General features: G+C 55.2%; 19 protein-coding genes. All 19 read right to left on the reverse strand.

Features of this window, described 5'->3' with window-relative positions:
• Positions 1-20: 20 nt before the first annotated feature.
• The 19 genes from ACXYMU_RS04565 to ACXYMU_RS04655 all read right to left on the reverse strand — a co-directional run bounded on the left by ACXYMU_RS04565 (position 21) and on the right by ACXYMU_RS04655 (position 21,658).
• A complete protein-coding gene (locus tag ACXYMU_RS04565) occupies positions 21-1,487 on the reverse strand; it encodes an NADH-quinone oxidoreductase subunit N (RefSeq protein WP_458985169.1) in 1,467 nt (488 codons plus the stop codon).
• Positions 1,488-1,670: 183 nt separating this feature from the next.
• Complete coding sequence (gene nuoM / locus ACXYMU_RS04570; protein ID WP_458985170.1) at positions 1,671-3,350, reverse strand: NADH-quinone oxidoreductase subunit M; 1,680 nt, start codon at positions 3,348-3,350, stop codon at positions 1,671-1,673.
• Positions 3,347-5,233, reverse strand: a complete 1,887-nt coding sequence (gene nuoL, locus ACXYMU_RS04575) for an NADH-quinone oxidoreductase subunit L (protein ID WP_458985171.1) — start codon at positions 5,231-5,233, stop codon at positions 3,347-3,349. The genes nuoM and nuoL overlap by 4 nt, the downstream gene beginning before the upstream one ends.
• Before the next feature lie 4 nt (positions 5,234-5,237).
• On the reverse strand, positions 5,238-5,546 hold the full coding sequence (gene nuoK / locus ACXYMU_RS04580; RefSeq protein WP_458985172.1) for an NADH-quinone oxidoreductase subunit NuoK: 309 nt from the start codon (positions 5,544-5,546) through the stop codon (positions 5,238-5,240).
• Positions 5,543-6,079 (reverse strand): NADH-quinone oxidoreductase subunit J, encoded by a 537-nt coding sequence (nuoJ, locus tag ACXYMU_RS04585; RefSeq protein ID WP_458985173.1) that lies wholly within the window; start codon positions 6,077-6,079, stop codon positions 5,543-5,545. Before nuoJ ends, nuoK begins: the two co-directional genes overlap by 4 nt.
• 5 nt (positions 6,080-6,084) lie before the next feature.
• Entirely contained in the window at positions 6,085-6,600 is a 516-nt protein-coding gene (nuoI, locus tag ACXYMU_RS04590) for an NADH-quinone oxidoreductase subunit NuoI (protein ID WP_241640143.1), read from the reverse strand.
• 312 nt (positions 6,601-6,912) lie between these two features.
• The gene (gene nuoH, locus ACXYMU_RS04595) at positions 6,913-7,875 is read right to left on the reverse strand and encodes an NADH-quinone oxidoreductase subunit NuoH (RefSeq protein WP_458985174.1); all 963 of its coding nucleotides are present in this window, start codon (positions 7,873-7,875) and stop codon (positions 6,913-6,915) included.
• Positions 7,845-10,574 (reverse strand): NADH-quinone oxidoreductase subunit NuoG, encoded by a 2,730-nt coding sequence (gene nuoG / locus ACXYMU_RS04600; protein ID WP_458985175.1) that lies wholly within the window; start codon positions 10,572-10,574, stop codon positions 7,845-7,847. The genes nuoH and nuoG overlap by 31 nt, the downstream gene beginning before the upstream one ends.
• Complete coding sequence (nuoF, locus tag ACXYMU_RS04605; protein ID WP_458985176.1) at positions 10,556-11,857, reverse strand: NADH-quinone oxidoreductase subunit NuoF; 1,302 nt, start codon at positions 11,855-11,857, stop codon at positions 10,556-10,558. Before nuoF ends, nuoG begins: the two co-directional genes overlap by 19 nt.
• A gap of 17 nt (positions 11,858-11,874) precedes the next feature.
• A complete protein-coding gene (nuoE, locus tag ACXYMU_RS04610; RefSeq protein WP_458985177.1) occupies positions 11,875-12,339 on the reverse strand; it encodes an NADH-quinone oxidoreductase subunit NuoE in 465 nt (154 codons plus the stop codon).
• Positions 12,340-12,671: 332 nt separating this feature from the next.
• Complete coding sequence (locus ACXYMU_RS04615) at positions 12,672-13,439, reverse strand: hypothetical protein (RefSeq protein WP_458985178.1); 768 nt, start codon at positions 13,437-13,439, stop codon at positions 12,672-12,674.
• Positions 13,440-13,492: 53 nt separating this feature from the next.
• On the reverse strand, positions 13,493-15,241 hold the full coding sequence (gene nuoC, locus ACXYMU_RS04620) for an NADH-quinone oxidoreductase subunit C/D (protein WP_458985179.1): 1,749 nt from the start codon (positions 15,239-15,241) through the stop codon (positions 13,493-13,495).
• Positions 15,242-15,623: 382 nt separating this feature from the next.
• Positions 15,624-16,262 carry an NADH-quinone oxidoreductase subunit NuoB gene (gene nuoB, locus ACXYMU_RS04625; protein ID WP_458985180.1) on the reverse strand — a complete coding sequence of 213 codons (639 nt, stop codon included), beginning with the start codon at positions 16,260-16,262 and terminating at the stop codon, positions 15,624-15,626.
• 120 nt (positions 16,263-16,382) lie between these two features.
• Complete coding sequence (locus tag ACXYMU_RS04630) at positions 16,383-16,814, reverse strand: NADH-quinone oxidoreductase subunit A (RefSeq protein ID WP_458985181.1); 432 nt, start codon at positions 16,812-16,814, stop codon at positions 16,383-16,385.
• A gap of 74 nt (positions 16,815-16,888) precedes the next feature.
• On the reverse strand, positions 16,889-17,320 hold the full coding sequence (locus tag ACXYMU_RS04635; protein WP_458985182.1) for a CBS domain-containing protein: 432 nt from the start codon (positions 17,318-17,320) through the stop codon (positions 16,889-16,891).
• A 251-nt stretch (positions 17,321-17,571) separates the two neighbouring features.
• The gene (locus tag ACXYMU_RS04640) at positions 17,572-18,885 is read right to left on the reverse strand and encodes a sensor histidine kinase (protein WP_458985183.1); all 1,314 of its coding nucleotides are present in this window, start codon (positions 18,883-18,885) and stop codon (positions 17,572-17,574) included.
• 1 nt (position 18,886) lies between these two features.
• Entirely contained in the window at positions 18,887-19,561 is a 675-nt protein-coding gene (locus ACXYMU_RS04645) for a response regulator transcription factor (protein ID WP_458985184.1), read from the reverse strand.
• Positions 19,562-19,590: 29 nt separating this feature from the next.
• Positions 19,591-20,526, reverse strand: a complete 936-nt coding sequence (locus ACXYMU_RS04650; RefSeq protein ID WP_458985185.1) for a hypothetical protein — start codon at positions 20,524-20,526, stop codon at positions 19,591-19,593.
• A 73-nt stretch (positions 20,527-20,599) separates the two neighbouring features.
• Entirely contained in the window at positions 20,600-21,658 is a 1,059-nt protein-coding gene (locus ACXYMU_RS04655) for a hypothetical protein (RefSeq protein ID WP_458985186.1), read from the reverse strand.
• Positions 21,659-21,757 lie beyond the last annotated feature (99 nt).

Below are 21,757 nucleotides of genomic sequence, written 5' to 3' on the forward strand. Positions count from 1 at the left end.
GCTTTTTTGTTTTTGTCGTATCAGCGCACCGCCACCACATGGAAGGTGTCCAGCATGTTGCTGATCAGGGTGACGAGGGCAGTGGGGTATACGCCGATGCCAAGCAGCAGCAGCACCAGCACCGAAAGCGTGCCGACACTGGCCAGCAGTATGGAGGGCCGCAGCCGCTCGCGCGGTTCCTCGCCCACTTCGGGTTGCTGAAACATCACGGCAATAATTTTAATGTAATAGTATAAGCCGATGACGCTGTTGAGGACAAGCGCACCCACTAGCAGCCAGAGTTGCGTGTTCACGCCTGCCGCCAGAATGTAGAACTTGCCCACAAAGCCCGCCGTGAGGGGTATACCCGCCAGTGAGAGCAGCATGGCCGTGAAGGCGGTGGCCGTCCAGGGGCGGCGCCACAGCAGGCCGCGGTAATCGGTGAGTTGCTCGGCGTCGCGGGCCTCGCCGGAGAGCATCGCCACGGTGCCAAATGCACCCACGGTGGTGATGAAATAGGCTACTAAGTAGAATGTAACCGCCTCCACGCCCATCTGGTTTCCGGCCATAAATGCCACCAACAGGTAGCCTAAATGGGAGATAGAGGAGTAAGCCAGAATGCGTTTCACGTTCTTTTGCATCAGGGCCAGCAGGTTGCCGGCAAACATCGAGGCAATGGCCACAATGGTAAAAATCAGCACAAGGGTAGGGTAGCGGAATCCGTCCACCTCCATGAAAAAGCGCATCAGCAGGCCCAGCACGCCGCCCTTCGACACCGTGGCCACAAAGGCCGATACAGGCGCGGGCGCACCCTCATACACATCGGGCGTCCACATATGGAAGGGTACCACACTCAACTTAAAACCGATGCCAATGATCATCATCCCGAATCCGGTGAGCAGCAATAAGGGCAGTTCCCGGTAAGCTGCCATGGCATTGGCAATTCCCTCAAAGGTCATGGTGCCGGTGCTGAAGTACACCAGGGCCATACCGAACAGCAGGAACGCAGAAGAGAAAGCCGCCAGGATAAGGTACTTGATGCCCGCCTCATCCGACCGCTCCCGCACCCGCAGGTAAGACACCAGGGCATACAGCGCCACGGTTAACACCTCAAGGCCTAGGAAAAGCGAGGCAAAATGCTTGCTAATGACCAACACGCAGGCACCCAAAGTAGCCAGGATCAGGAGGATATAATATTCCTCTTTCTGCTCTTTCTGCTGCTCGAAATAGGCGTAACTGAGCATACTAATGAGCAGCGACGTAGCCAGGATCAAGCCGATGTAAAACACCGCAAAGCCATCGATCACCAGCAGCGGCTCGATGGTATAGGGCACCACGTCCCGCAACTCAAACAACGACAGGAAAGCCGCCACGAAAGAGATGGCCGTGATGACGTAAATGATCTTGTGATTGCGCCATGCCGCAATCACGAGCATGATCAGCAGGGCCGCAAAGGTCAGGATAAGCAGCGGCATCAGGTGAAAAAAATCATTTTGGGTCATGGTCATGGCAGCTATGTTTTCTGATCATTTTATTGTCCCCCTTTAAGGGGGTAAGGGTGTTTCTTTCTCTATTTTACTGGCGCCCCGAATGCTTTCGGGGTGTCTATAAATGATGTCGAGTTTTTAACTCGACTGGGCCAGAGGCTCACTTATTCCTTCACTCGTTTTTTACTTTTTTAAGTCCCGCGTTTATTGTCCCCCTTTGAAGGGGGTAAGGGGGATGATTACATCTGTGAGCAATATATTTTGAGGATAAGTGTTTAGGTATTTCTGACGGCCTTTCATCCCCCTGCCCCCTTCTTTGTAGAGGGCCCCTACCCCCAAGGGGGACTTTTGGCTATTACTGCTATCCACTGGCATCACATTCAAAGCGACCTCTATTGGCTGTTCCGGCGGCGGCGCATACGCCTCCAGTTGCTTCATTAAGGCAGGGCGGGCGGTATCCAACACGGGTTGGGGGTATAGGCCGAGCCAGAGAATCATGACAACCATCGGAATGGCGATTAGCATCTCACGGGAATTTAAATCTGGAAGCGGTCTGTCGGTGGGGGCGGGCTCGAAGAATACTTTTTGCATGATGCGCAGCGAGTATACCGTTGCCAGCACGAGGCCGATGGTGGCAAACACCGTGAGCCAGTTATTGGCTTGCCAGGAGCCCACCAGCGTCAGGAATTCGGCGATGAAGTTGCCCAAGCCCGGCAGGCCGAGGGAGGCCATCACGAAGATGAGTGCGATGACGCCCATCTTCGGAGCCTTCGCCCAGAAGCCGCCCATCTCCCGGATGTCGCGGGTATGGAGGCGCTCGTAGAGGAAACCGGCGATGATGAAGAGCGCGCCGGTACTGAGTCCGTGTGCGATCATCTGCATCACCACGCCCTGCAGCGCCCACTCGTTAAAGGCAAACACGCCCAGAATCACGAAGCCCATGTGGCTCACGCTGGTATAGGCAACGAGCCGTTTCAGGTCGGTTTGGGAGAACGCGAGAATCGCGCCGTAGATAATGCCAACCACTCCGAGCAGCATCGCCCAAGGGGCAAACTCCACAGCAGCCATCGGAAAGAGAGGCAGCACGAAACGCAGCAGGCCATAGGCCCCGGTCTTCAGCAACAGCCCGGCCAGGATCACACTGCCTGCGGTAGGAGCCTCGGAGTGCGCGTCGGGCAGCCAGGAATGGAACGGCACCACGGGCAACTTGACCAGGAAAGCGGCCAGGAAGCCGAACATCAGCAGGCGTGCAGCCAACGGTGCCAACGGCGTGTTCAGCAACTCAAAATAGTTGAAGGTATACGTGCCGGTCTGGCTGCCGTGGATGAAGTATAAACCGAGTATGGCCAGCAGCATCAGCAGCCCGGATGCCTGCGTGAAGATGAAGAACTTATAGGCGGCGTAGTTGCGGTTGGCGTGGCCCCATACCCCGATCAGGAAGTACATCGGGATGAGCATCACCTCCCAGAAAAAGTAAAACAGGAACAGGTCCATGGTGAGGAAAACGCCTGTGATACCGGCCAGCACCCACAATAAGTTGAAGTGAAAGAAGCCCGTTTTGGTGTTGATCTCGCGCCAGGAAATAAGGACCGCCAGTATGCCCAGGAAGAACGTGAGCATGAGCATCAGCAGACTCAAGCCGTCCAGCGCCATCGAGAAGCCCACGCCCCACTGCGGAATCCAGGGGATTTCGAGGCGAATGAGCCAGGGCGAAGCGCCCAGCGTGGCTGCTGGCGTGGTGAGCCAGATCCAGACGGCGATTAACAAAGCGTTGAGGAGGGCGAAAAGGGCAATCCAGCGGGGCAGCATGGGGTGCACCTTCTTGGAGAGCCACGCCAGCAAGCCGCCACCCATCAAAAGCACGATCATCCAGAGCAGTATCATAGCAGTAGACTTATGGTTAGAATCATGATCGCGCCCACCACTATGCCCATCACGTAGTTGCGCAGTATCCCGCTTTGGGTTTGGGAGAATATCACATGGAAGCCCTCGGCCATGCGGGCAAGGCCGGTATAAAAGCTGTCGATAATGTCGCGCTTGTTAAGGTTGGAGAAAAACACATAAGGCCGCACGAGCAGGTTATCGTACAACGCATCGAAGCCCCAGCCCGCGAACCAGAAACGGTGCAGGCGCATGGCCGTGTCGGAGCGCTCGATGCTGTGCAGCAGGTGCGGGCTTTTGAGGTAGAAGAGGTATGCCACCAACACGCCGCCCAACGAAACTACCGCCGCCAGCAACTGAAACAGCCACTCGTTTGCGGCCAGCACCTCATTGGCCGAGATGCCGGGCAGCACCGGGGCCAGCAGGTCGGAGAACAGCACGACGTGCCCGAAGTTGTGCGGCAACTCGATAAAGCCACCCACCAGCGACAGCACAGCCAGTATGATGAGGGGTATGGTGATGCGCTTGCCCGGCGGGTGCTCTAGGTGCGTTTTACTTTCGCCATAAAACGTGAGGAACACCATCCGGAAGGTATAAATCGAGGTGAGGAAGGCGCCTGCAAGTCCGGCCGCATAGAGCCAGATATTGCCGTTCTCCCCGGCCAGCGCATACCACAGAATCTGGTCTTTGCTGTAGAAACCGGCGGTGATGATCGGCAGTGCCGCCAGCGAGGCCGCCCCAATCAGGAAGGTCCAGAACACGACGGGCATTTTGTGGCGCAGGCCGCCCATTTTGCGCATGTCCTGCTCGTGGTGCAGCGCCAGAATGATGGCCCCGGCACAGAGAAAAAGCAGCGCCTTGAAGAAGGCATGGATCATGAAATGGAAGATGCCCGCCGACCAGGCCCCCACGCCCAGCGCCAGGAACATATACCCGATCTGGCTGATAGTGGAGTAGGCAAGCACACGCTTCAGGTCATATTGGGTGAGGGCTGAAAATCCCGCGATGAGCAGAGTAACAGCACCAATGATAGCGACGGTTAATTGCGCCACGGGGGCCAGCTCAAAAATGACAAACATGCGTGTGATCAGGTATACCCCGGCCGTGACCATGGTGGCGGCATGGATGAGCGCCGAAACAGGCGTTGGTCCGGCCATGGCGTCGGGCAGCCAGGTTTGCAGCGGCAATTGCCCCGACTTGCCCACGGCACCACCCAATAAAAGCAGTGCTACCAATAAAGCCCCTTCGGCACCTACCGGCCATACCTGTGGTGCATCAGAAAGGATGCTTTGGATGTTAAGCGTGCCGAAAAGCTGGAAAAGCATGAACAGCCCGATGGCCATTGCTGTGTCGCCGACGCGGGTGATGATGAAGGCTTTTCGGGCGGCATATCCGTTGGCGGGCTCTTTATACCAGAACCCGATCAGCAGGTAACTGCACAGGCCCACGCCCTCCCAACCGAGGTATAACAGCAGCAGGTTATCGGCCATCACGAGCACCAGCATCGAGCCCACAAACAAATTCATACAGGCGAAAAAGCGCGAGAAATCTTCCTCGTCGGCCATGTAGGCGGTGGAGTAGAGGTGGATGAGAAAGCCCACGAAGGTGATCACGAAAATGAATACCAGCGAGAGCGCATCGAGGTGAAAGCCAATAGACGGACTGAATCCCGCCACACTGAACCACTGCCATACCTCCTGCTGGTAAAAAGCCGGTCGGGTAGCCAGAAAATCCATCCCCAAAATAATTGTGACCAATGCTGAAATGCCCACGCTGCCCACCCCGATGAGACCAGCCGCCGTACGCGGGAGTCTCGTACCGAAAAGCACTAGGAGCACAGCGCCTAAAAAGGGGAGGGCGGGAATTAACCAAAGTAGATCTGCCATAGCGTTATCCTTTCATAAAGTTAGCCGCGTCGCTGTCGAGCGTCTTGAGTTGGTGATAGATCTGCATGATGAGGGCCAGGCCCACCGACACCTCGGCGGCGGCCATGGTCAGGATGAAGATGAACATGATTTGCCCGTCGGGCTGCACCCAGCGCGAGCCAGCCACGATGAAGGCAAGCCCGGCGGCGTTCAGCATGATCTCCACCGAGATGAGCATGAAGATGATGTTGCGGCGGATGAGCACACTGATCAGGCCCAGCATAAAAAGTATGCCTGCCAGCAGGAGGGCGGCTTCCATGGATGCGGTGCTCATGCGGCGGCGCTCCTTTCCTGTAAGAACCGGTGAATGACTTTCTTCTTCTGCCTGCCCAGATGGTAAGCGCCCACAATGCCGGCCATCAGCAGGATGCCGCACAATTGCACGCCCAGCAGGTATGGCCCGAACAGCGCCAGGCCCACCAGCTTGGCATCCACGGCCACCAGGGCCTCTGTCTGTGCGGGGTTCGAGGTGGTCAGAATGTGAATCAGCTCAGCCAGCAGCACCGCCGACAGCAGGGCGGGACCTACCCAAACAGAGGGCTTCAGCCAGTCCTTTTCGCGCTGTATATCCTCCTTGGTCATGTTCAGCATCATGATCACGAAGATGATGAGCACCACGATGGCTCCGGCGTAAATGATGATCTCCAGGGCGGCCATAAACGGGGCGCCCAGCGTGAAGAACACCACGGACACAGCCATAAAAGAGACCACGAGGTAGAGCAGCGCATGAATCATGTTGTAGCGCGTGATGACCATGATGGTGGAGAGTATGGCCACCGCTGCGGCGATGTAAAATGTGAGTTCCATAGGCCTTAGGGGATTAAGCTTTTGATGTCTACTGGCGGGGACTCGTTCTCGGCCTCGCCTTTTCCTTTGCCGCCAATGGCCATACCGGCCACTTTGTAGTAGTTATATCCAGGGTACTTGCCCTCGCTGTTGATAAGTAGGTCCTTCTTTTCATACACCAGGTTCTGGCGGTTATACTCGCCCATCTCAAAGTCAGGGATAAGCTGGATGGCGTAGGTCGGGCAGGCGTCCTCGCAGTAACCGCAGAAGATGCAGCGCGAGAAGTTTATCCGGAAGAAGTCGGGGTAGCGGCGACCTGTCTCGTCCTCGGTGGCTTGCAGCGCGATGCAGTCGACGGGGCAGGCCACGGCGCAGAGGTTGCAGGCCACGCAGCGCTCGCCGCCGTCCGGGTCGCGCGTCAGCACAATCCGGCCACGCCAGCGCGTAGGTAGGAAAGGTTTTTCCTCGGGGTATAGAATGGTCTCCCGCTTATGAAACGCGTGCAGAAACGTGAGCCACATACTGCGCAACAAACTAAACATAGCTGCTCCTTTCGTTTTAGGGTTCCTTTATCTTGTAGAGGTATTGAGTATTTCTCCCCCCCAACCCTCCCCTAAAAACAGGGGAGGGAGCTTTATACATATTCTTCATCATACTATCCCTTTCACAGAGACTTTTGTCCGATGCCCGAGCACCGCAAGAGAAAGCAATGGAAAATGATTCTCCAAAATTCCTTTTGCTGGTGCGAGCTTGTAGCTCGTACCAATTTGATGTGCGGTACGAGCTACAAGCTCGCACCAGCGATCGGGCCTTTATTCACTCATTCAATCATGCACTCATTCAAAATTCCCACCTTACCCCTCCAGCCACAGCACCACCGCAGCCGTCACCATCAAATTCACCAGCGTCAGCGGCAGCAGGATTTTCCAGCCGAACTCCATTAGTTGGTCATACCGTGGACGGGGCATGGAGGCGCGGAGCAGGATGAAGATCATCAGGAAAAACACTGTTTTCAGGATGAACCATACCACCGGCGGAAGGAAATCCGGACCGAGCCAACCGCCGAAATACAGCGTCACGATCATGCAGGAGATGAGCGTGATGCCCATGTACTCACCGATGAAGAACATGCCGAACTTCATGCCCGAGTATTCCGAGTGGAAGCCCGCAATCAGCTCACTTTCCGCTTCCGGAATGTCGAAGGGCAGACGGTGCGTTTCGGCGATGCCCGCGATGAAGAAGATGATAAAACCGAGGATCTGCGGAATGATAAACCAGAGCCCTTCCTGCGCCAACACGATCTCCCGCAGGTTAAAGGAGCCGCTAAGCAAGACTACGCCCATCAGCGACAGGCCCATGAATACTTCGTAGGAGATCATCTGCGCCGCGCCACGCATGGCACCCAGCAAACTGTACTTGTTATTCGAGGCCCAACCGCCGAGGATGATACTATAAGCGCCCATAGACGACATGGCCAAGAAAAACAACAGCCCGATGTTCAGGTCGGCTACAACGACGCCGGGCGCAAACGGTATCACCACAAAGCTCATCAGCACCGTGACCACCACAATGGCCGGGGCCAGCACATACACGGCCTTGTCGGCGAAGGGCGGAATCCAGTCCTCTTTGAAAAATAGCTTGATGGAGTCGGCGGCCACGATGAGCAGGCCAAAAGGGCCTGCACGGTTCGGGCCATACCGGTCCTGGAACAGGGCCAGCAGGCGCCGCTCGACCCAGATAAGTGCCGCCGCCACGTTGAGCATGACGAAGAGCACACCGCCGATGATTAGAAAGTAGTTTGGGGCTGCTGTTTCCATTTGATGTCTCGGTTAAGTATGGCCCAGGCGGGAAGCTCGGCAAAGGGCACGCCCGGCAATCCGTTGGGCATGCCGGCTGTTCCGCTCGGTATCGTTTCACTTATTTTCGCTGGCAACTGGTAAACCTGCCCCTCAATGGAGAAGCTGAGCAGTTGGCCCTCGCTGAGTTTTAGCTGCACGGCGTCAGCGGAGTTTATTGCCACGTATGGCTCCGGGATGCGCTGCATGATGCCGGCGGCCTGGTTGCTGAGTTCCTCGGAGCCGAAGGTGTGGTGCAGCGGCAGCATGTATAAATGGCCCTCCAGGGGTATAAATCGCTGCGGCACCGCGATGGAATAGGCGGCTGTACCAGACGGCGCAACCAAACGCACGCCGGGGTCGCCGCCTTTCAGGTGGCCGCCCACTTCCTGCTGGTACTTGTTCGTGGACTGCACCGAGTTCCAGCCGGGTGCCCAGAAAAACGGGATCATGGCGGAAGGCGGCTGCCCGCGGTAGCCCTCCATGGTATAGGAAAGCGGCGAATCAGGGTCTACGGGCGGTTTGGGCTCGCTCACGTTAAAGCCCGCGTTCATGGAGGTGCGCCCGCTGAAGCGATGCGGCGCGCGCGGAATCCGTTGGCCAGCAATACGAAAATCGGAGGAAGGCGCCTCTTTGGTGATGGGTTGGAATTCCGGGATCTCCTTCGCCATGGCCTTCAGCACATCATCATACCCTACCCAATTGCTGATTTCCTCCTCGTTCATGATCGTGCCCAGTTCCGCGAGCCAGCGCCAGCTTTCCTGCAGTTCGTCGGGTGTGGCGTGCACCTGGAAGAAGCGCTGTGCCCGCCCCTCGTTGTTGATCAGCGTGCCGTCTGCCTCCGAGAAAGTGCCTGCTGCCAGCAGCACGTCCGCGTGCTCGGTGGTGGCATTGTGCAGGTGGTCCAGCACAATGACCTGCTCGCACTTCTCAAAAAACCGGGTTAGGGCTGCCGTATTTGCCCGGCGGTATAAATCGTTTTCCAGGATGATCACAGTGTCGGCATAATCGTTCAGCACAGCGTCAAAAGCCGACTCCAGTTTATGGCCTCCGAGCATCGCCAGCCCCATGCTGTTGCACTCCGGCACCACCAGGCTTATACCTGCCGACTTTTCTTTTGCGGCCAGTGCCTGGGCAATGTTGGCAGCGGCTTTCAGCACCCGCTCGCTGCCAGACGACGTGCCGGAGATGATGAGCGGCTTGTTGGCCTTCATCAGCGCGTCGGCTATCTGCTGCGCCATTTCCTGTTCTTCCCCGTTTATCTGCCTTACCTCCGGTGCGTCTGGGTGGATGAGGTTGGCTACGGCAAAGCCGAGCCGGGCAATGTCGTCCGGTGAGTCGAAATGGGTATGGGTGGCCAGTTCGTCGAGTTTGGTGGGGGTATAATGCGCGATAAAAAGTGGGCCTTTCTCCTGCTGCACCAGGCAGCGCACAGCGGCATCCTGCCATACCGGTATATTGGCTTTGGAAACCTGCTCTAGCTCAGGCTGCTGCCGTACCGATTGCCGTACCGCGAGGGCCAGCATGGGGGCGGTGTTGGTGAGGTCTTCGCCCAGTATAAACACGGCATCAGCCTGCTCCACTTCCTGCAAAGAAGGGGTTCGCACAGCGCCATCGCGTAGGATGTGCAGGGCCAGGTCTACGAGGTCGTGCTCCAGGTCGGCCACGCCATGATGAAAATTATCCTCGCCCACCAGTTTCTTCAGCACGTAATTCGATTCCAGGGAAGCCCGCGGCGACCCGATGCCAATCACCCGCCCGGCTTTGATGGCGGAGGCCGCGGCTTTAAGGGCGGTATACTTATCGGTGGCCTCCGGCAGTTGGCTGCGCACGAGCGGCTTCCGCACCCGGCCCGCGCTGTTCACGAACTCATACCCAAAGCGACCGCGGTCGCAGAGAAAATAGCCGTTCACCTCACCGTTATACCGGTTGGTGATGCTGCGGATGGTGCCGTAGCGCTCTCCGGCAATGGTGTTGCAGCCCAGGCTACAGTGGTGGCAAACCGAGGGCGCCATTGTCAGGTCCCATTTGCGGGTATAGTGCTGTTTCAGGGTTTTGTCCGTGAACACACCTGTTGGGCATACCTCGGCCAGGTTGCCGCTGAACTCGCTTTCCAGCACACCTTCTTCGGCGCGGCCGAAGTACAGGTGGTTGTGGGCGGCAAACACATCCAGGTCCTTGCCGCCGGCATAGTCTTTATAATAGCGCACGCAGCGGTAGCACTGGATGCAGCGGTTCATTTCGTGGTTGAGGAAAGGGCCAAGATACTGGTTGACGTAGGTGCGCTTGTCGAAGCGGTATTGGCGGTAGTTGTGGCCCGTCATCACGGTCATGTCCTGCAAATGGCAGGCGCCGCCCTCGTCGCACACGGCGCAGTCGTGGGGGTGGTTGGTCATGAGCCAACCGATGATGTGTGCCCGGAATTCCCTGGCCTCCATGTCGGCAATAGACACCCGCATACCCTCGCGCACCTGCTCCATGCACGACATGAACAGCTTGCCCTTGGTGTCGTTCTCGTCGCGGTATACCTTCACGGCACACTGGCGGCAGGCCCCAATGGAGCCCATGGCGGGGTGATAGCAAAAATAGGGCACGTCGAGGCCGAGAGAGAGGCAGGCCTCCAGCAGGTTCTTGCCTACCTTCACGTCGTAGGTTTTGTTATCTATATGGATGGTTGCCATGCTTTGGTTTTGCTCCAGGGACAGTGTTGCTCGTGTATGTGTCGTTCAAAATCCTCTCTGAAGTATTTCAGAGCGCTCTGCAGGGGTTCCATGGCACCGGGGGCAAGGGCACAAAACGTGTTGCCGGGGCCAAGGTATTTGGTATGGAAATCGAGGGTGGTCAGGTGTTCGGGTTTGCCCTCGCCGCGGTCGATGGCCAATAATATTTTCTCTACCCACGGCAGGCCCTCGCGGCAAGGGGTGCAGAAGCCGCAGGACTCCTGGGCAAAGAAGTGCTGCAGGTTGTGCACAAAACCCACCGGGCAGGTCTGGTCGTCCATGATGATCATGGTGCCCGTGCCCAAACGGCTTCCCGCTGCCTGAATGGAGGCGTAATCCATCGGCACGTCCAGGTGCTCTTCCACCAGGAAATCGGTGGAGGCCCCGCCAGGCAGAAGCCCCCGGAACAGGTAGCCGTCCTGCATGCCGCCTGCGTGTTCTTCCAGCAACTCCCGTATGGTTACGCCCATCGGCAATTCCCAGCAGCCCGGCGTATTCACACGGCCACTCACGCCATACAGCTTGGTGCCCGCATCCGCACTTTTGCTTAGCCCATTAAACCACTCCGCGCCGTTGTTGATGATGTGCGGCAGGTTGCAGAGGGTCTCCACGTTGTTCACGATGGTGGGCTTGCCAAACAAACCGCTCACCTGCGGGAAAGGCGGCTTGGCCCTGGGGTTGGCGCGTTTGCCTTCGAGGGCGTTGAGCAGCGCAGTTTCCTCGCCGCACATGTAGCGCCCCACGCCGGTGTGCAGGTGCATCTCCAGGTTAAAGCCGGAACCGAGGATATTTTTGCCGAGGTAGCCCGCTTCGTAGGCTTCCTGCATGGCTTTGGTTACCTCGTGGGCCGCCAGTTTGTAAGCCCAGCGCAGGAAGACGTAGGAGATGCTGGCCTGTATGGCGTAGGAGGCCACGATCATACCCTCGATGAGCTGATGCGGGTTGCCCTCCAGCAGCACACGGTCCTTGAAGGTGCCGGGTTCCATCTCGTCGGCGTTAGCTACCAGGTATTTAGGTTGTGCCGCGTCCGGCCCCATCGGCACAAAGCTCCACTTCAGGCCCGTGCTGAAACCGGCTCCACCACGCCCTTTCAGGTTCGAGGCCTTCACCAGTTCCTGCACCTCGGTGGGTGTCATTTCCTTCAGGATCTTGCGCACCGCTTGGTAGCCGCCCACTTTCTCATACTCCTTTAAGCTGAGGGGCTGGCGGCCCGGTACGATATGTTGGGTCAGGGGCTTCTCCATAGGTGCCCGCTTGGGTTTTAGGTGTACTTGCTCAGTATCTCATCCAGTTGTTCCACCGTCAGGTCACGGTACAGGTCGTTGTCAATCATAAGGGCGGGGGCACGGTCGCAGGTGCCGAGGCAGCAGTTGGGGAGCAGGGTAAAGCGGCCATCTGCTGTAGTCTGGCCATACTGTATATTTAATGTATTATAAAGATGATCGCGGATGCCGTCGTAGCCCATTACGTAGCAGCTGATGCTGTCGCAGAGCAGGATGACGTGCCGGCCAACGGGCCTCCGGAAGATCAGGTTGTAAAAGGTCGCCACGCTGTCCAGTTCGGCCGTCGACATGCCCACATAATCCGCCACATCCTTCAGGCTCTCATCCGACACCCAGCCGTGGCTGTGCTGCACAATCTTGAGGGCCTCGATGCAGGCGTTTTTCGGTGAGGGCACCAGGCTGATTTCGTGCTCGATTTTTTGTTTTTCCTCTGTGCTTAGCATAGTTCAGACACAAGATTTTTTACCTATTTTCTTTGCTGGTGCGAGCTTGTAGCTCGTACTCAATGTTCAATGATCGTGCTGTTTGGTACGAGCTACAAGCTCGCACCAGCGTGTGAAGCCTCTCCTGTACCCCCTCCACTCGGTAATCATAATTTGTGCTCCTGCCGGTGCGAGCTTGCGATTCGGTGTTGTCAGGACCTAACAAGTAAGTTCGCACCGGCGGAGACTTAAACTTTTAGTATATCTTTTGTTGGCCGTTGTTGGTGTTTTCACCAACAACGGCGACTAGCTCTTTTTCCCTGCAGCATTAATGATTGTAGGGAGCTGCCTTTTTACCTCATCTTTATACCGAAAGCCAAACCCATATCAAAGCCGCTGAGCTTGACTTTTACTGATCTGAATTCTGAACTATGCACTTCGGGCTCAGGCAATACAATACCCGTTTCGTGTTCCGCTATAAAAGGTCCTACTTCTGACTCTGGTGCCCATCTGGCATTTGCCTGATAAGCCAGGAACCAACTCCTTTTGTTGATGAGGTGAAGCGTATACCCTCCGGCTACACCCACCTTTGTGTTCCTGTTCTTTCCCTGGGCAGGGCTTGCGGATTTATCCTCTACCGCATGTAGAAATAAGGCCGGGCCAATGCTCAGATAGTGTCTTTCATTCGTGGAGCGTAGCACATAGTTCAGAGCTAGCTCCCATAGGGCACTTCTCAGCGTTAAGTAATTTCCAATGCCAACATCATCATACCCTCTCACCTCAAGGTGGTCTGCTAACCCGGCACTTGCTTTTATACCATGCCCTCTCTGGAAAAAATAGGCAGCCCCAAGCTTGGCAATTGGCAATCTGTAACTTTCAGGGTATTGCTTCTCATCACCAGAGAACCAATTTGAGCTCTGGTCATTGAAGCCTGAAGCTTTCATTTGATTCTCTATTTCTGTTTTCGGTCCTGCCAACCCTATGCCACCAGACAGAGACAAGTAAAATTTCGCTGGTGTACCCTGCCTTTCCGTGTTTGTTTTCCTCGTATCCTGAGCCTTGACTTCTGCCAAGTACAAGCAGAGAAAAAGACCAAGGATAGTGATTACCAGAGTTTTCATTATATGCTTCCTGTTAACATGCTGCACACTGTACCTCAACTCTTGATTCAACCTCACCTGTCAATATCCGCCAGCACATAATCCATGGCCCCGAGTATGGATAGCAGGTCGGCGACGGTATAGCCTTTGGTGATATAAGGGAGCATTTGCATGTGCGGGAACGAGGGTGTCCGGATGCGCAGGCGGTAGGGCGAGGTGTTGCCGTCACTGGTGACGTAGTAGCCGTTGGCGCCCTTGGTGGCCTCGATGCAACTCATGGCTTCCCCAAATGGCATCACTGGTCCCCAACTCACACCCAGAAAGTGCGTGATGAGGGTTTCGATATCGTGCATGGTGTTTTTCTTGATCGGTGGCGTGGTCAGCGGGTGATCGGCTTTGTAGGGGCCCTCCGGCATGTTCTTGAGGCATTGCTCAATGATGCGCAGGCTCTGGCGCATCTCGGCTACCCGCACCAGGGCACGGTCATAGCAGTCGCCGTTGGCGGCAGTCGGGATCTCAAAATCGAACATTTCGTAGCCGGAGTAGGGCTGCTTTTTGCGGAAATCCCAGTCGAAGCCGCAGGCGCGGAGGTTTGGCCCCGTCACACCCCACTCAATAGCCTCCTGCATCGTGAAAATGCCGATGCCTTTGGTGCGCGCCTTGAACAGGCTGTTTTTGAGCACCATGTTGTCGTACTCTTTCAGCCGTTTCGGGAAGTAATCGATGAACGTCTGCACCAGTTTTTCCCAGCCTTTGGGCAGGTCCTGGGCCACGCCCCCGATGCGGAACCAGTTGGGGTGCATGCGCCCGCCGGTAATGGCCTCCACAATGTCAAATATCTTCTCGCGGTCAGTAAACATATAGAACACTGGCGAAAGCTGGCCCACATCCTGGGCAAAGGTGCCATACCATACTAGGTGGCTGGCGATGCGAAAGAGTTCGCACAACATCACCCGAATCACTTTCACGCGTTCGGGCACCTGTATCCCTGCCAGCTTTTCCACGGCCATCAGGTAGGCCAGGTTGTTCATCACGCCACCCAGGTAGTCCACGCGGTCGGTATAAGGCAGGTAGGTATGCCACGACTGCCGCTCGGCCATCTTCTCCTGGCCCCGGTGGTGAAAGCCGATATCCGGGATGGCATCCACTATATCCTCGCCGTCCAGCTGCAGAATGATGCGCAACACACCGTGCGTGCCGGGGTGCTGCGGGCCGATGTTCAGGAACATAAAGTCGCTGTCCTCGCTTTGCCGAGCCAGCCCCCATTCCTCGGGCTTAAACTGCAGGGCGGCCTGCTCCAGGTCCACTTTGTCGTCATACAGCGCGAAAGGGCCCATCTCGGTGGCCCGGGCGGGGTGCTCCTTGCGCAGCGGGTGACCCACCCAGGTGCGCGGCATCAGAATACGCGACAGGTGCGGGTGCCCCTCAAAACGGATACCGAACATATCATACACCTCGCGCTCATACCAATTGGCGTTGGCCCACAGACTGCTGATGCTCTGCACGGTCGGGAACTCGTCGCGGAAGCCGACCTTTAACCGGATAAAACGGTTGCGCGCAAAAGAAAGGAGGTGGTAGATGATGGTGAAGGCAAAGGGCGCATGGCCGTTCTCGTGCTTGCGGGTGCGCTCATCGGTAGCGGTAAGGTCGTAGAGCAGGGGGAAGGGCTGCGGAATCTCCGTTTTCAGGAAAAGCAGCACGTCCTTTATCTTGTCATGCGGCATCCAGAGGGTGAGAATCTCATCCTGGGTGGTTTGCGGTTTGAAGGTGTCGTCTCCGAACCGTGCCTGCAGTTGCTCCAATATGCCACTTCCGTTTTCCATGTATAGGAAAGTTTAAATGCCCTGTATGCTTTACTTCATTTGATGCTAAGTGTGTTGTAAATCAAATTTATGCTGCTTTATATTTGGTAGTGATTAAACCACCCCGCCTGCGGCACCCCTCCTTAAAAAAAGGAGGGGAGTTGAAACATGCGTTCGCTTTGCTCACAGCTTGTCAATACTTGTTGCTTTGTCAGTCTTTTAATTCTAAAAAAGTAAGTCTAAAATCTTATGTCTGGCGTCTAAAGTCTGATTTTATACCTCCGCTGGTGCGAGCTTGTAGCTCGTACTCAATGTTCAATGATCTGTCCAGTTTGGTACGAGCTACAAGCTCGCACCAGCGCATAAAGTCTTTACTTCACAAACCTTTAACTTTCCAACTTCCTTACACCTCATCCGGCGAACGGAACTCGGTCATTTTGGACCGGGCTTCCTGCCGCCGTTCTTTCACATCTATTTTTTCGGGTCTGATTACGCCCTGTTCGCCAATGGTCCAGCTGAGGGGGCGTTTCTCCTTGCCCACCGATTCGGCCAGCAGCATGAGGCCCTCCATAAAAGCATCGGGGCGTGGCGGACAGCCGGGAACATAGACATCCACCGGCAGGAACTTGTCCACGCCCTGTACTACAGAATAAATGTCGAACATACCGCCGGAGTTGGCGCAGGAGCCCATCGAGATTACCCAGCGGGGTTCCATCATCTGCTCGTGCAGGCGCTTGATGATGGGGGCCATTTTAATGAAGACAGTGCCGGCGATGATCATCACGTCGGCCTCGCGCGGCGTGCCGCGTATTACCTCGGCACCGAAACGGGCCACGTCATATTTTGGGGTCATGCTGGTGGCCATCTCCACGAAGCAGCAGGAGAGACCGAAGTGAAAGGGCCACATGGAGTTCTTGCGGCCCCAGGCTAGCAGGTCCTGCATGGTACTCAGCATCACGCTTTGCTGTATGGTTTCCTCGTAAGAACTGGTGCCGCTGGTTGCACGCGCCGGGTCATCGGGTTTACTTAGCCACCATTTCATATGGTATCGGGTTTAGGGTGTTACGTCATGTTATCCGAAGGGTGATGATCTGAAAAGTGGCGCGCAATGCGGTAGGATGTCAGGTGCGGGGTATCGTATTATTTGGGGAGAAATATCTTGTTAGGAAGCCGGTGGCTGTATCAGGCGCTTGTAGGCAGCCAGAATTTTCTTGCCATCTGGGCCAAAATCCAGCGCGCCGTTTCGCCACTCGTAAATGAGCACGACTACCAGCATCAGCATAAAAACAGCCACACCCATATAGCCATACCACCCCAGCTCGCGGAAGGCGATAGCCCAGGAAAGAATGAAGACCGTCTCGACATCGAAAATGACGAAGAGCATGGCCACTAAGTAAAATTGAGAGGAGAAGCGGATGCGTGCGGACCCTGCGCTCATGATACCGCCTTCATACGGTTCGTTGGTGGCATGGCCCGTATGCCGTTGGCCCAGCACATGAGAAAGACCCAGTATAATGGCGACCAGGCTAAGCACAATGCCGCCATAGACCACCATGGGCCACAATAAAGTAGAAGACGCGGTAGGTATATCCACTTTGTATTGCCTCCTCCTAAGGCGTATGTTCTAAGTAAGGTATGCGTAAATTTTATCTGGGAGCCTTCAGGCGTTTAAGTACCGGTGATGTAATGCTCCAGGTTATCGATAATGAATTTCTGCTCTTCGATGATGTACTTCACAATGTCACCAATGGAGACAAGGCCAACCAACTGGCCATTTTCCACCACGGGCAGGTGGCGGAAATAATGCGAGGTCATGAGGGCCATGCATTCCTCTACCTTAGTGTCGGGGGTAACGGTGGCGGGATGTTCGCTCATGATCTCGCGGATATACGCCTCACGCGAGGACTTGCCTTTCAGCATCACCTTGCGGGCATAATCGCGCTCTGTGAAGATGCCGACGAATTTCCCGTTGTCCATCACCAGGATAGAGCCGACGTTCATTTCTACCATCAATTCCAAGGCGCTGTAGACTGTTGCGTCTGGTCCAATGGAGATAATATCGCCACCTTTTTTTTGAAGGATGTGCCTAACAGTTCCCATGTTGCCTCCTTTAAATGAATGATCTACTATGTTTTTTCTTGTTTTTGGGTATACGGGAGGCAGTGGAAATAAGTATAATATATATTATAAAAATTAAACAATTTTTTCGGACGTGCTATGTTGTTATCACATTGATGCTGCGTTTTTACCGCGTTCAAAACGCAGCGCCTCCCAGGCACCTATGTAAAAAAAGATGGCACCTGGGAGGCGCTGTTGTTGAGATGTCTGTTTCTTGCTCTGCGGGAGGTGGGCTAAACCGGAAACAGCAACTTGAATGCGGTGCCAGTGCCGGGAGTAGAGGTAACGGCCAGTTTCACCTGGTGGAACTGCGCGACTGTCTGCACAATGGCCAACCCTAAGCCCTGGCTTTCTCCATCCGGTGCATGTGAGCGCTTGAAGCGGGTGAAGATTTTAGGAAGCTGGTCTGCCGCAATGCCCGTACCTGTGTCCTCCACGGTGAGTGCATAGCCATCGGGCGTTTCAGAACCGCTGATGCGGATGCTACCCTCGGGTTTATTATATTTGATGGCATTGTTCACCACGTTAAAGAGCATCGTAAACAACAGCGAGTTGTTGGCCTGCGGCAGCACATGGTTCTGATCCATGGAAACATCCACGCGGATATCCTTCATCTCTGCCCGGTCACTGATCTCCTCCACTACTTCCTGTACCAATTCCTTCAGATCAACCGATTCGTTTTTCAGATACTGCGCGTTCTCAATCCTCGAAATAAACAGCAGTGCCTGGATGATGCTCTTGAGGCGATGCAAGGTTTTTTGGCTTTCCACTACTTTTAACATCATCTCCTCCGTCACACCGGGGTCCGAGAGCAGGTTCTCAAGGCGCGTTTGCAGGATAGAGACCGGCGTCAGCAGCTCATGCGACACATTGCCGATGAATTCCTTTTCCTTCATGAAGGCATCCTTTATCTGTCCCATCATGCTGTTAATGGTGTCGTTCAGGTAGATGAAGTCGCTGGTGGTGGTGGCGAGTGAGGCTGGCTTGAAAGTATCAGGGTGTCCGATGCGCTGTAGCCGCCTTAAAATCAGGGTAAGGGGGCGGAGCAGGATTTTGGCAAAAGCCAGGTCCACGAACACCGTCAGCAGCACGACAGCCACCAGAAAGTACAGGGCATACCGCTGCAGGGTACCGCTCGTTTCACGGATGGTGGCCAGGCTGCGGCCAATCTCCAAAAGGTAAGTTTCACTGTGCAGCTCGAAGGCCAGACTCAGTACCCGGTATTCTACTACCTCGCCCTCCACTTTGCGCAGGGTGTTCTCGATCCGGTTGTTAATCTGCGACGGGTCGATAGGTTCCATCGATATAAACTCCTCTTTCAGCAGGTTATAACTGCCGTAAGTGCTGTCTTCATTGGCTAGTATAAAGGAGTCAATACCGCGCAGCTCGATAATATCAAACACCTGTTCTTTTTTCTCTAGTAAGCCCTGGTCGGTGTTGCGCATGGCCACCTCATGGATGAGAGGCGGAAGCACCAGTACCAGCAGCAGCAGAATCAGGATCTTAGAGACCGCGTTGAACAGGGTAAGCTTGGACTGTAACCGCATCTTATACCGTTAGTCTGTAGCCTACTCCGCGCACTGTCTCCAGCCAGTCGTTGGGTATAAATTCTGACAGTTTCTTGCGCAGGTTCTTGATGTGCACGTCAATGTAATTGGAGTCGTAGCTATCCTCCAGGATATTACCCCAGATGTGCTCAGTCAGCTGTAGCCTCGTCAGGATTCGCTTGCGGTGCAGGAGCATGTAGTGCAGCAAGTCAAACTCCTTTTTAGTGAGGGAGATTTCTCGCTCCTGGTATGTAACCCGCCGGGCCACACTGTCAAGCGCGATGCCGTGCAGTTCAAACACCGAGGACTTCACTTTGAACTTGCGGCGGATGATGGCTTGCATGCGGGCCTGTAGCTCCAGCAGCGAGAAGGGCTTTGGCAGGTAATCGTCCGCGCCAAGTTCCAGCCCTTCAATCCGGTCTTCTAAAGCGCCACGGGCCGTCAGTACAATAATAGCCGGCTCGTGCTCCAGTTGCTTGGTTTCCCGCAACAGGTCCAGCCCGTCATAGTCGGGCAAGCCCAAATCCAGCAGGATGATGTCGTAGAGGTTAACTGCAATTTTCTCGGAGGCTTCCAGGCCGGTGCTTGCCCAGTCGCAGGTATAGTGCTCTTGTGCGAGGAAGTGCTTTAGCTCAGTGGCCAGGCTTACTTCGTCTTCAACAATAAGGACGTGCATAAGGGTGCTAAATAGGTGTTTTGCTTGCGTTAGAAAGTATACTTCACGCTTAGGGTATAGAACGACTGTGCTTTGGATTCATCGCCTTCCAGCTGGTTTACCGGTATCGAGTAGCGCCACGAAGGCTCGAGCTCAAAGTTACCATAATATACAACCAAAGGCACTTTAAAATCATAATTCAATACTCTGAACCTGCTTACGTTCTCGGTGGTGCTAGTCGTGATGGTTTCCTCTTGCTGTTGGCCGTTGTTGCCGTTATTGTTTCCGCCTGGGTTCAGCGGGTCCAGTATACCCCCGATCGGCCCGTTGCCGCTACTTCCGTTTCCGGCAGCGTTCTTCTTGCGGGTGGTGGTAACGGTATGGGTTTCGGAGAAGTGCTGCGTGCCAGCCGTCAGGCTTACCTTAGGGTCCAGGGCTACCAGCATCCCGCCTTTCCAGAGAGGGTTGAGGGGTATAAAGCGGGAGTTCTCCAGCACCGTGAATACGTCATTGTCGCTGCCGATGATGTAGCTGTTCGTCAGGGCGCTGTACAGGTACTTCCAGTCGTAGGCGGTACGGACGGAGATGGCATCGGAGGTAGAGGCATTCACCAACGGTGTATTCTCCCCAAATATAAAATGCGAATAGCTCAGATCCACCTCTAGGCGTTTCCGGATCTTGAAGCTATACCCCACGGTCACATCTACTTCATCCAAATAATCCTCGGTGTTAAAAAGCTGGTATGCCGAAGCCGCAGCCCACAAGCCGGTATGGTGGATATAAGTGACAGAAGGTGCCACGTAAGGATAACGGCGGGCAGTGTTTCTGCCAAAGAAAGAAGAGTTGTTCGCGGTTTCGAGGCCCAGCACCACCCAGTTTTGCTTGGTAGAGTCGGCGGGCGCTTCGGTTTTTGCCTGGCTCGGGTTCGCTAAAGCCAGCATAGGCAGCAGCAAGGTTGGTACAATCCATTTCCAAAGTCTCTTCATTTAATTAAAGGTTTAGTAAGCAGGCAGCCTGCGCGCATGCAAAGGCTGCCTGCTCAGTTACTTTAGCGTGAATTTAGTTGCCAATCCTGATCTTGGAACCAACCCCAACCCCAACGGCACCACCTACCTGCACCGGGCGGTTAGACTTGGCAGGCACAACAGCTTTAGTGGCTGCGTTTACGGCCCCTGTTGCCGTGGAGGAAGCTGCCCCAACGTTGGCTTTGGCACCACCACTAGCTCTGGCAGCACCTGCGGCACGGCTGGCACCACCTGTTACTTTCGCTCTGCCAGAGGCATTGCCTTCAGTCTCTACTTTAGCGGGTTTCTCTTTGCGCTTGGCGGTTGCTACTTCTTTCACTTCCTGCCCCTGGCCTTCAGCCGACGCCTTGTTACCCTGCGCTATCTCTGCCACGGCTTTGCCATGGTTCTGTGCGCCTTGTGCCTGGCCTTTCACGGTGGCTTCCGCCTGATGACTAGTTTCCAGGGCTAGCTGATTGGTTCTGTCAGCGGCACTGGTTACGTCGGCCTGCACGGAGGCTTGTGTACGCTGGGTGGCTTCTGCATTCGCTTTGCCCTTGCGCTCGGCTTGCTGGGCCTCAAACGCCGCAGTGGTCTTCGACTCTTGTGTGATGTTCAGGGCTACCTGCTCCTGCGTTTCTTTGGTGCGCTTGCCTTTGGCCGCTAAGGCCGTTGCATTGCTTTGGGCTACTGCTGCTACGGCCTGGCCGCGGTTCTCAGCTTTCTCGCCCTCGGCGGTGGCATTTGCTTTTAGGGTATGGGCTGTTTCAGAAACCACCTGGCCGTGGTTTTCCTTCGGTGCTTCCTCCTGGCCTTCCTGTGGTGCCTCCGGAGCCGGGGTAGGCTCAGCCTGCTTTTCTTTCTTATCTGCCTTCGCAACTGATGACCCTTTCAGGAATCCGCGGCCCTCGGCCTTGGTCTTGCCTGATTTTGTTTCTGTGGAGGTATTTGCCTCAGCGGTCGTGTTGCTGTTCACGTTCACGGATTTGCCGTTTCCATCAGCAGCTACCTGCGCAGTGGTGGCCGAGCTGGTCGTTGCTGAAGTTGTGTTTGTCTGGGCGAATGCTGTAGCTGTGCCTAGCAGAGCTGTAACTAAAAAAGTCATTTTCTTCATCGTCTTCGTGCGGTTTAATTAATTTATGATTCAAAACTACAGTGTCAAGATGAAGACAACATGAAGAAGCATATATATGAAAAAAAAATACAGAAAATC

It is taken from the genome of Pontibacter sp. CAU 1760 (assembly GCF_054482735.1).

What these genes read in the sequence shown, in the direction of transcription:
- ACXYMU_RS04565 (WP_458985169.1), bottom strand. Translation starts at nt 1,487, where the DNA reads ATGACCATGACCCAAAATGATTTTTTTCACCTGATGCCGCTGCTTATC.
- nuoM (WP_458985170.1), bottom strand. Translation starts at nt 3,350, where the DNA reads ATGATACTGCTCTGGATGATCGTGCTTTTGATGGGTGGCGGCTTGCTG.
- nuoL (WP_458985171.1), bottom strand. Translation starts at nt 5,233, where the DNA reads ATGGCAGATCTACTTTGGTTAATTCCCGCCCTCCCCTTTTTAGGCGCT.
- nuoK (WP_458985172.1), bottom strand. Translation starts at nt 5,546, where the DNA reads ATGAGCACCGCATCCATGGAAGCCGCCCTCCTGCTGGCAGGCATACTT.
- nuoJ (WP_458985173.1), bottom strand. Translation starts at nt 6,079, where the DNA reads ATGGAACTCACATTTTACATCGCCGCAGCGGTGGCCATACTCTCCACC.
- nuoI (WP_241640143.1), bottom strand. Translation starts at nt 6,600, where the DNA reads ATGTTTAGTTTGTTGCGCAGTATGTGGCTCACGTTTCTGCACGCGTTT.
- nuoH (WP_458985174.1), bottom strand. Translation starts at nt 7,875, where the DNA reads ATGGAAACAGCAGCCCCAAACTACTTTCTAATCATCGGCGGTGTGCTC.
- nuoG (WP_458985175.1), bottom strand. Translation starts at nt 10,574, where the DNA reads ATGGCAACCATCCATATAGATAACAAAACCTACGACGTGAAGGTAGGC.
- nuoF (WP_458985176.1), bottom strand. Translation starts at nt 11,857, where the DNA reads ATGGAGAAGCCCCTGACCCAACATATCGTACCGGGCCGCCAGCCCCTC.
- nuoE (WP_458985177.1), bottom strand. Translation starts at nt 12,339, where the DNA reads ATGCTAAGCACAGAGGAAAAACAAAAAATCGAGCACGAAATCAGCCTG.
- ACXYMU_RS04615 (WP_458985178.1), bottom strand. Translation starts at nt 13,439, where the DNA reads ATGAAAACTCTGGTAATCACTATCCTTGGTCTTTTTCTCTGCTTGTAC.
- nuoC (WP_458985179.1), bottom strand. Translation starts at nt 15,241, where the DNA reads ATGGAAAACGGAAGTGGCATATTGGAGCAACTGCAGGCACGGTTCGGA.
- nuoB (WP_458985180.1), bottom strand. Translation starts at nt 16,262, where the DNA reads ATGAAATGGTGGCTAAGTAAACCCGATGACCCGGCGCGTGCAACCAGC.
- ACXYMU_RS04635 (WP_458985182.1), bottom strand. Translation starts at nt 17,320, where the DNA reads ATGGGAACTGTTAGGCACATCCTTCAAAAAAAAGGTGGCGATATTATC.
- ACXYMU_RS04640 (WP_458985183.1), bottom strand. Translation starts at nt 18,885, where the DNA reads ATGCGGTTACAGTCCAAGCTTACCCTGTTCAACGCGGTCTCTAAGATC.
- ACXYMU_RS04645 (WP_458985184.1), bottom strand. Translation starts at nt 19,561, where the DNA reads ATGCACGTCCTTATTGTTGAAGACGAAGTAAGCCTGGCCACTGAGCTA.
- ACXYMU_RS04650 (WP_458985185.1), bottom strand. Translation starts at nt 20,526, where the DNA reads ATGAAGAGACTTTGGAAATGGATTGTACCAACCTTGCTGCTGCCTATG.
- ACXYMU_RS04655 (WP_458985186.1), bottom strand. Translation starts at nt 21,658, where the DNA reads ATGAAGAAAATGACTTTTTTAGTTACAGCTCTGCTAGGCACAGCTACA.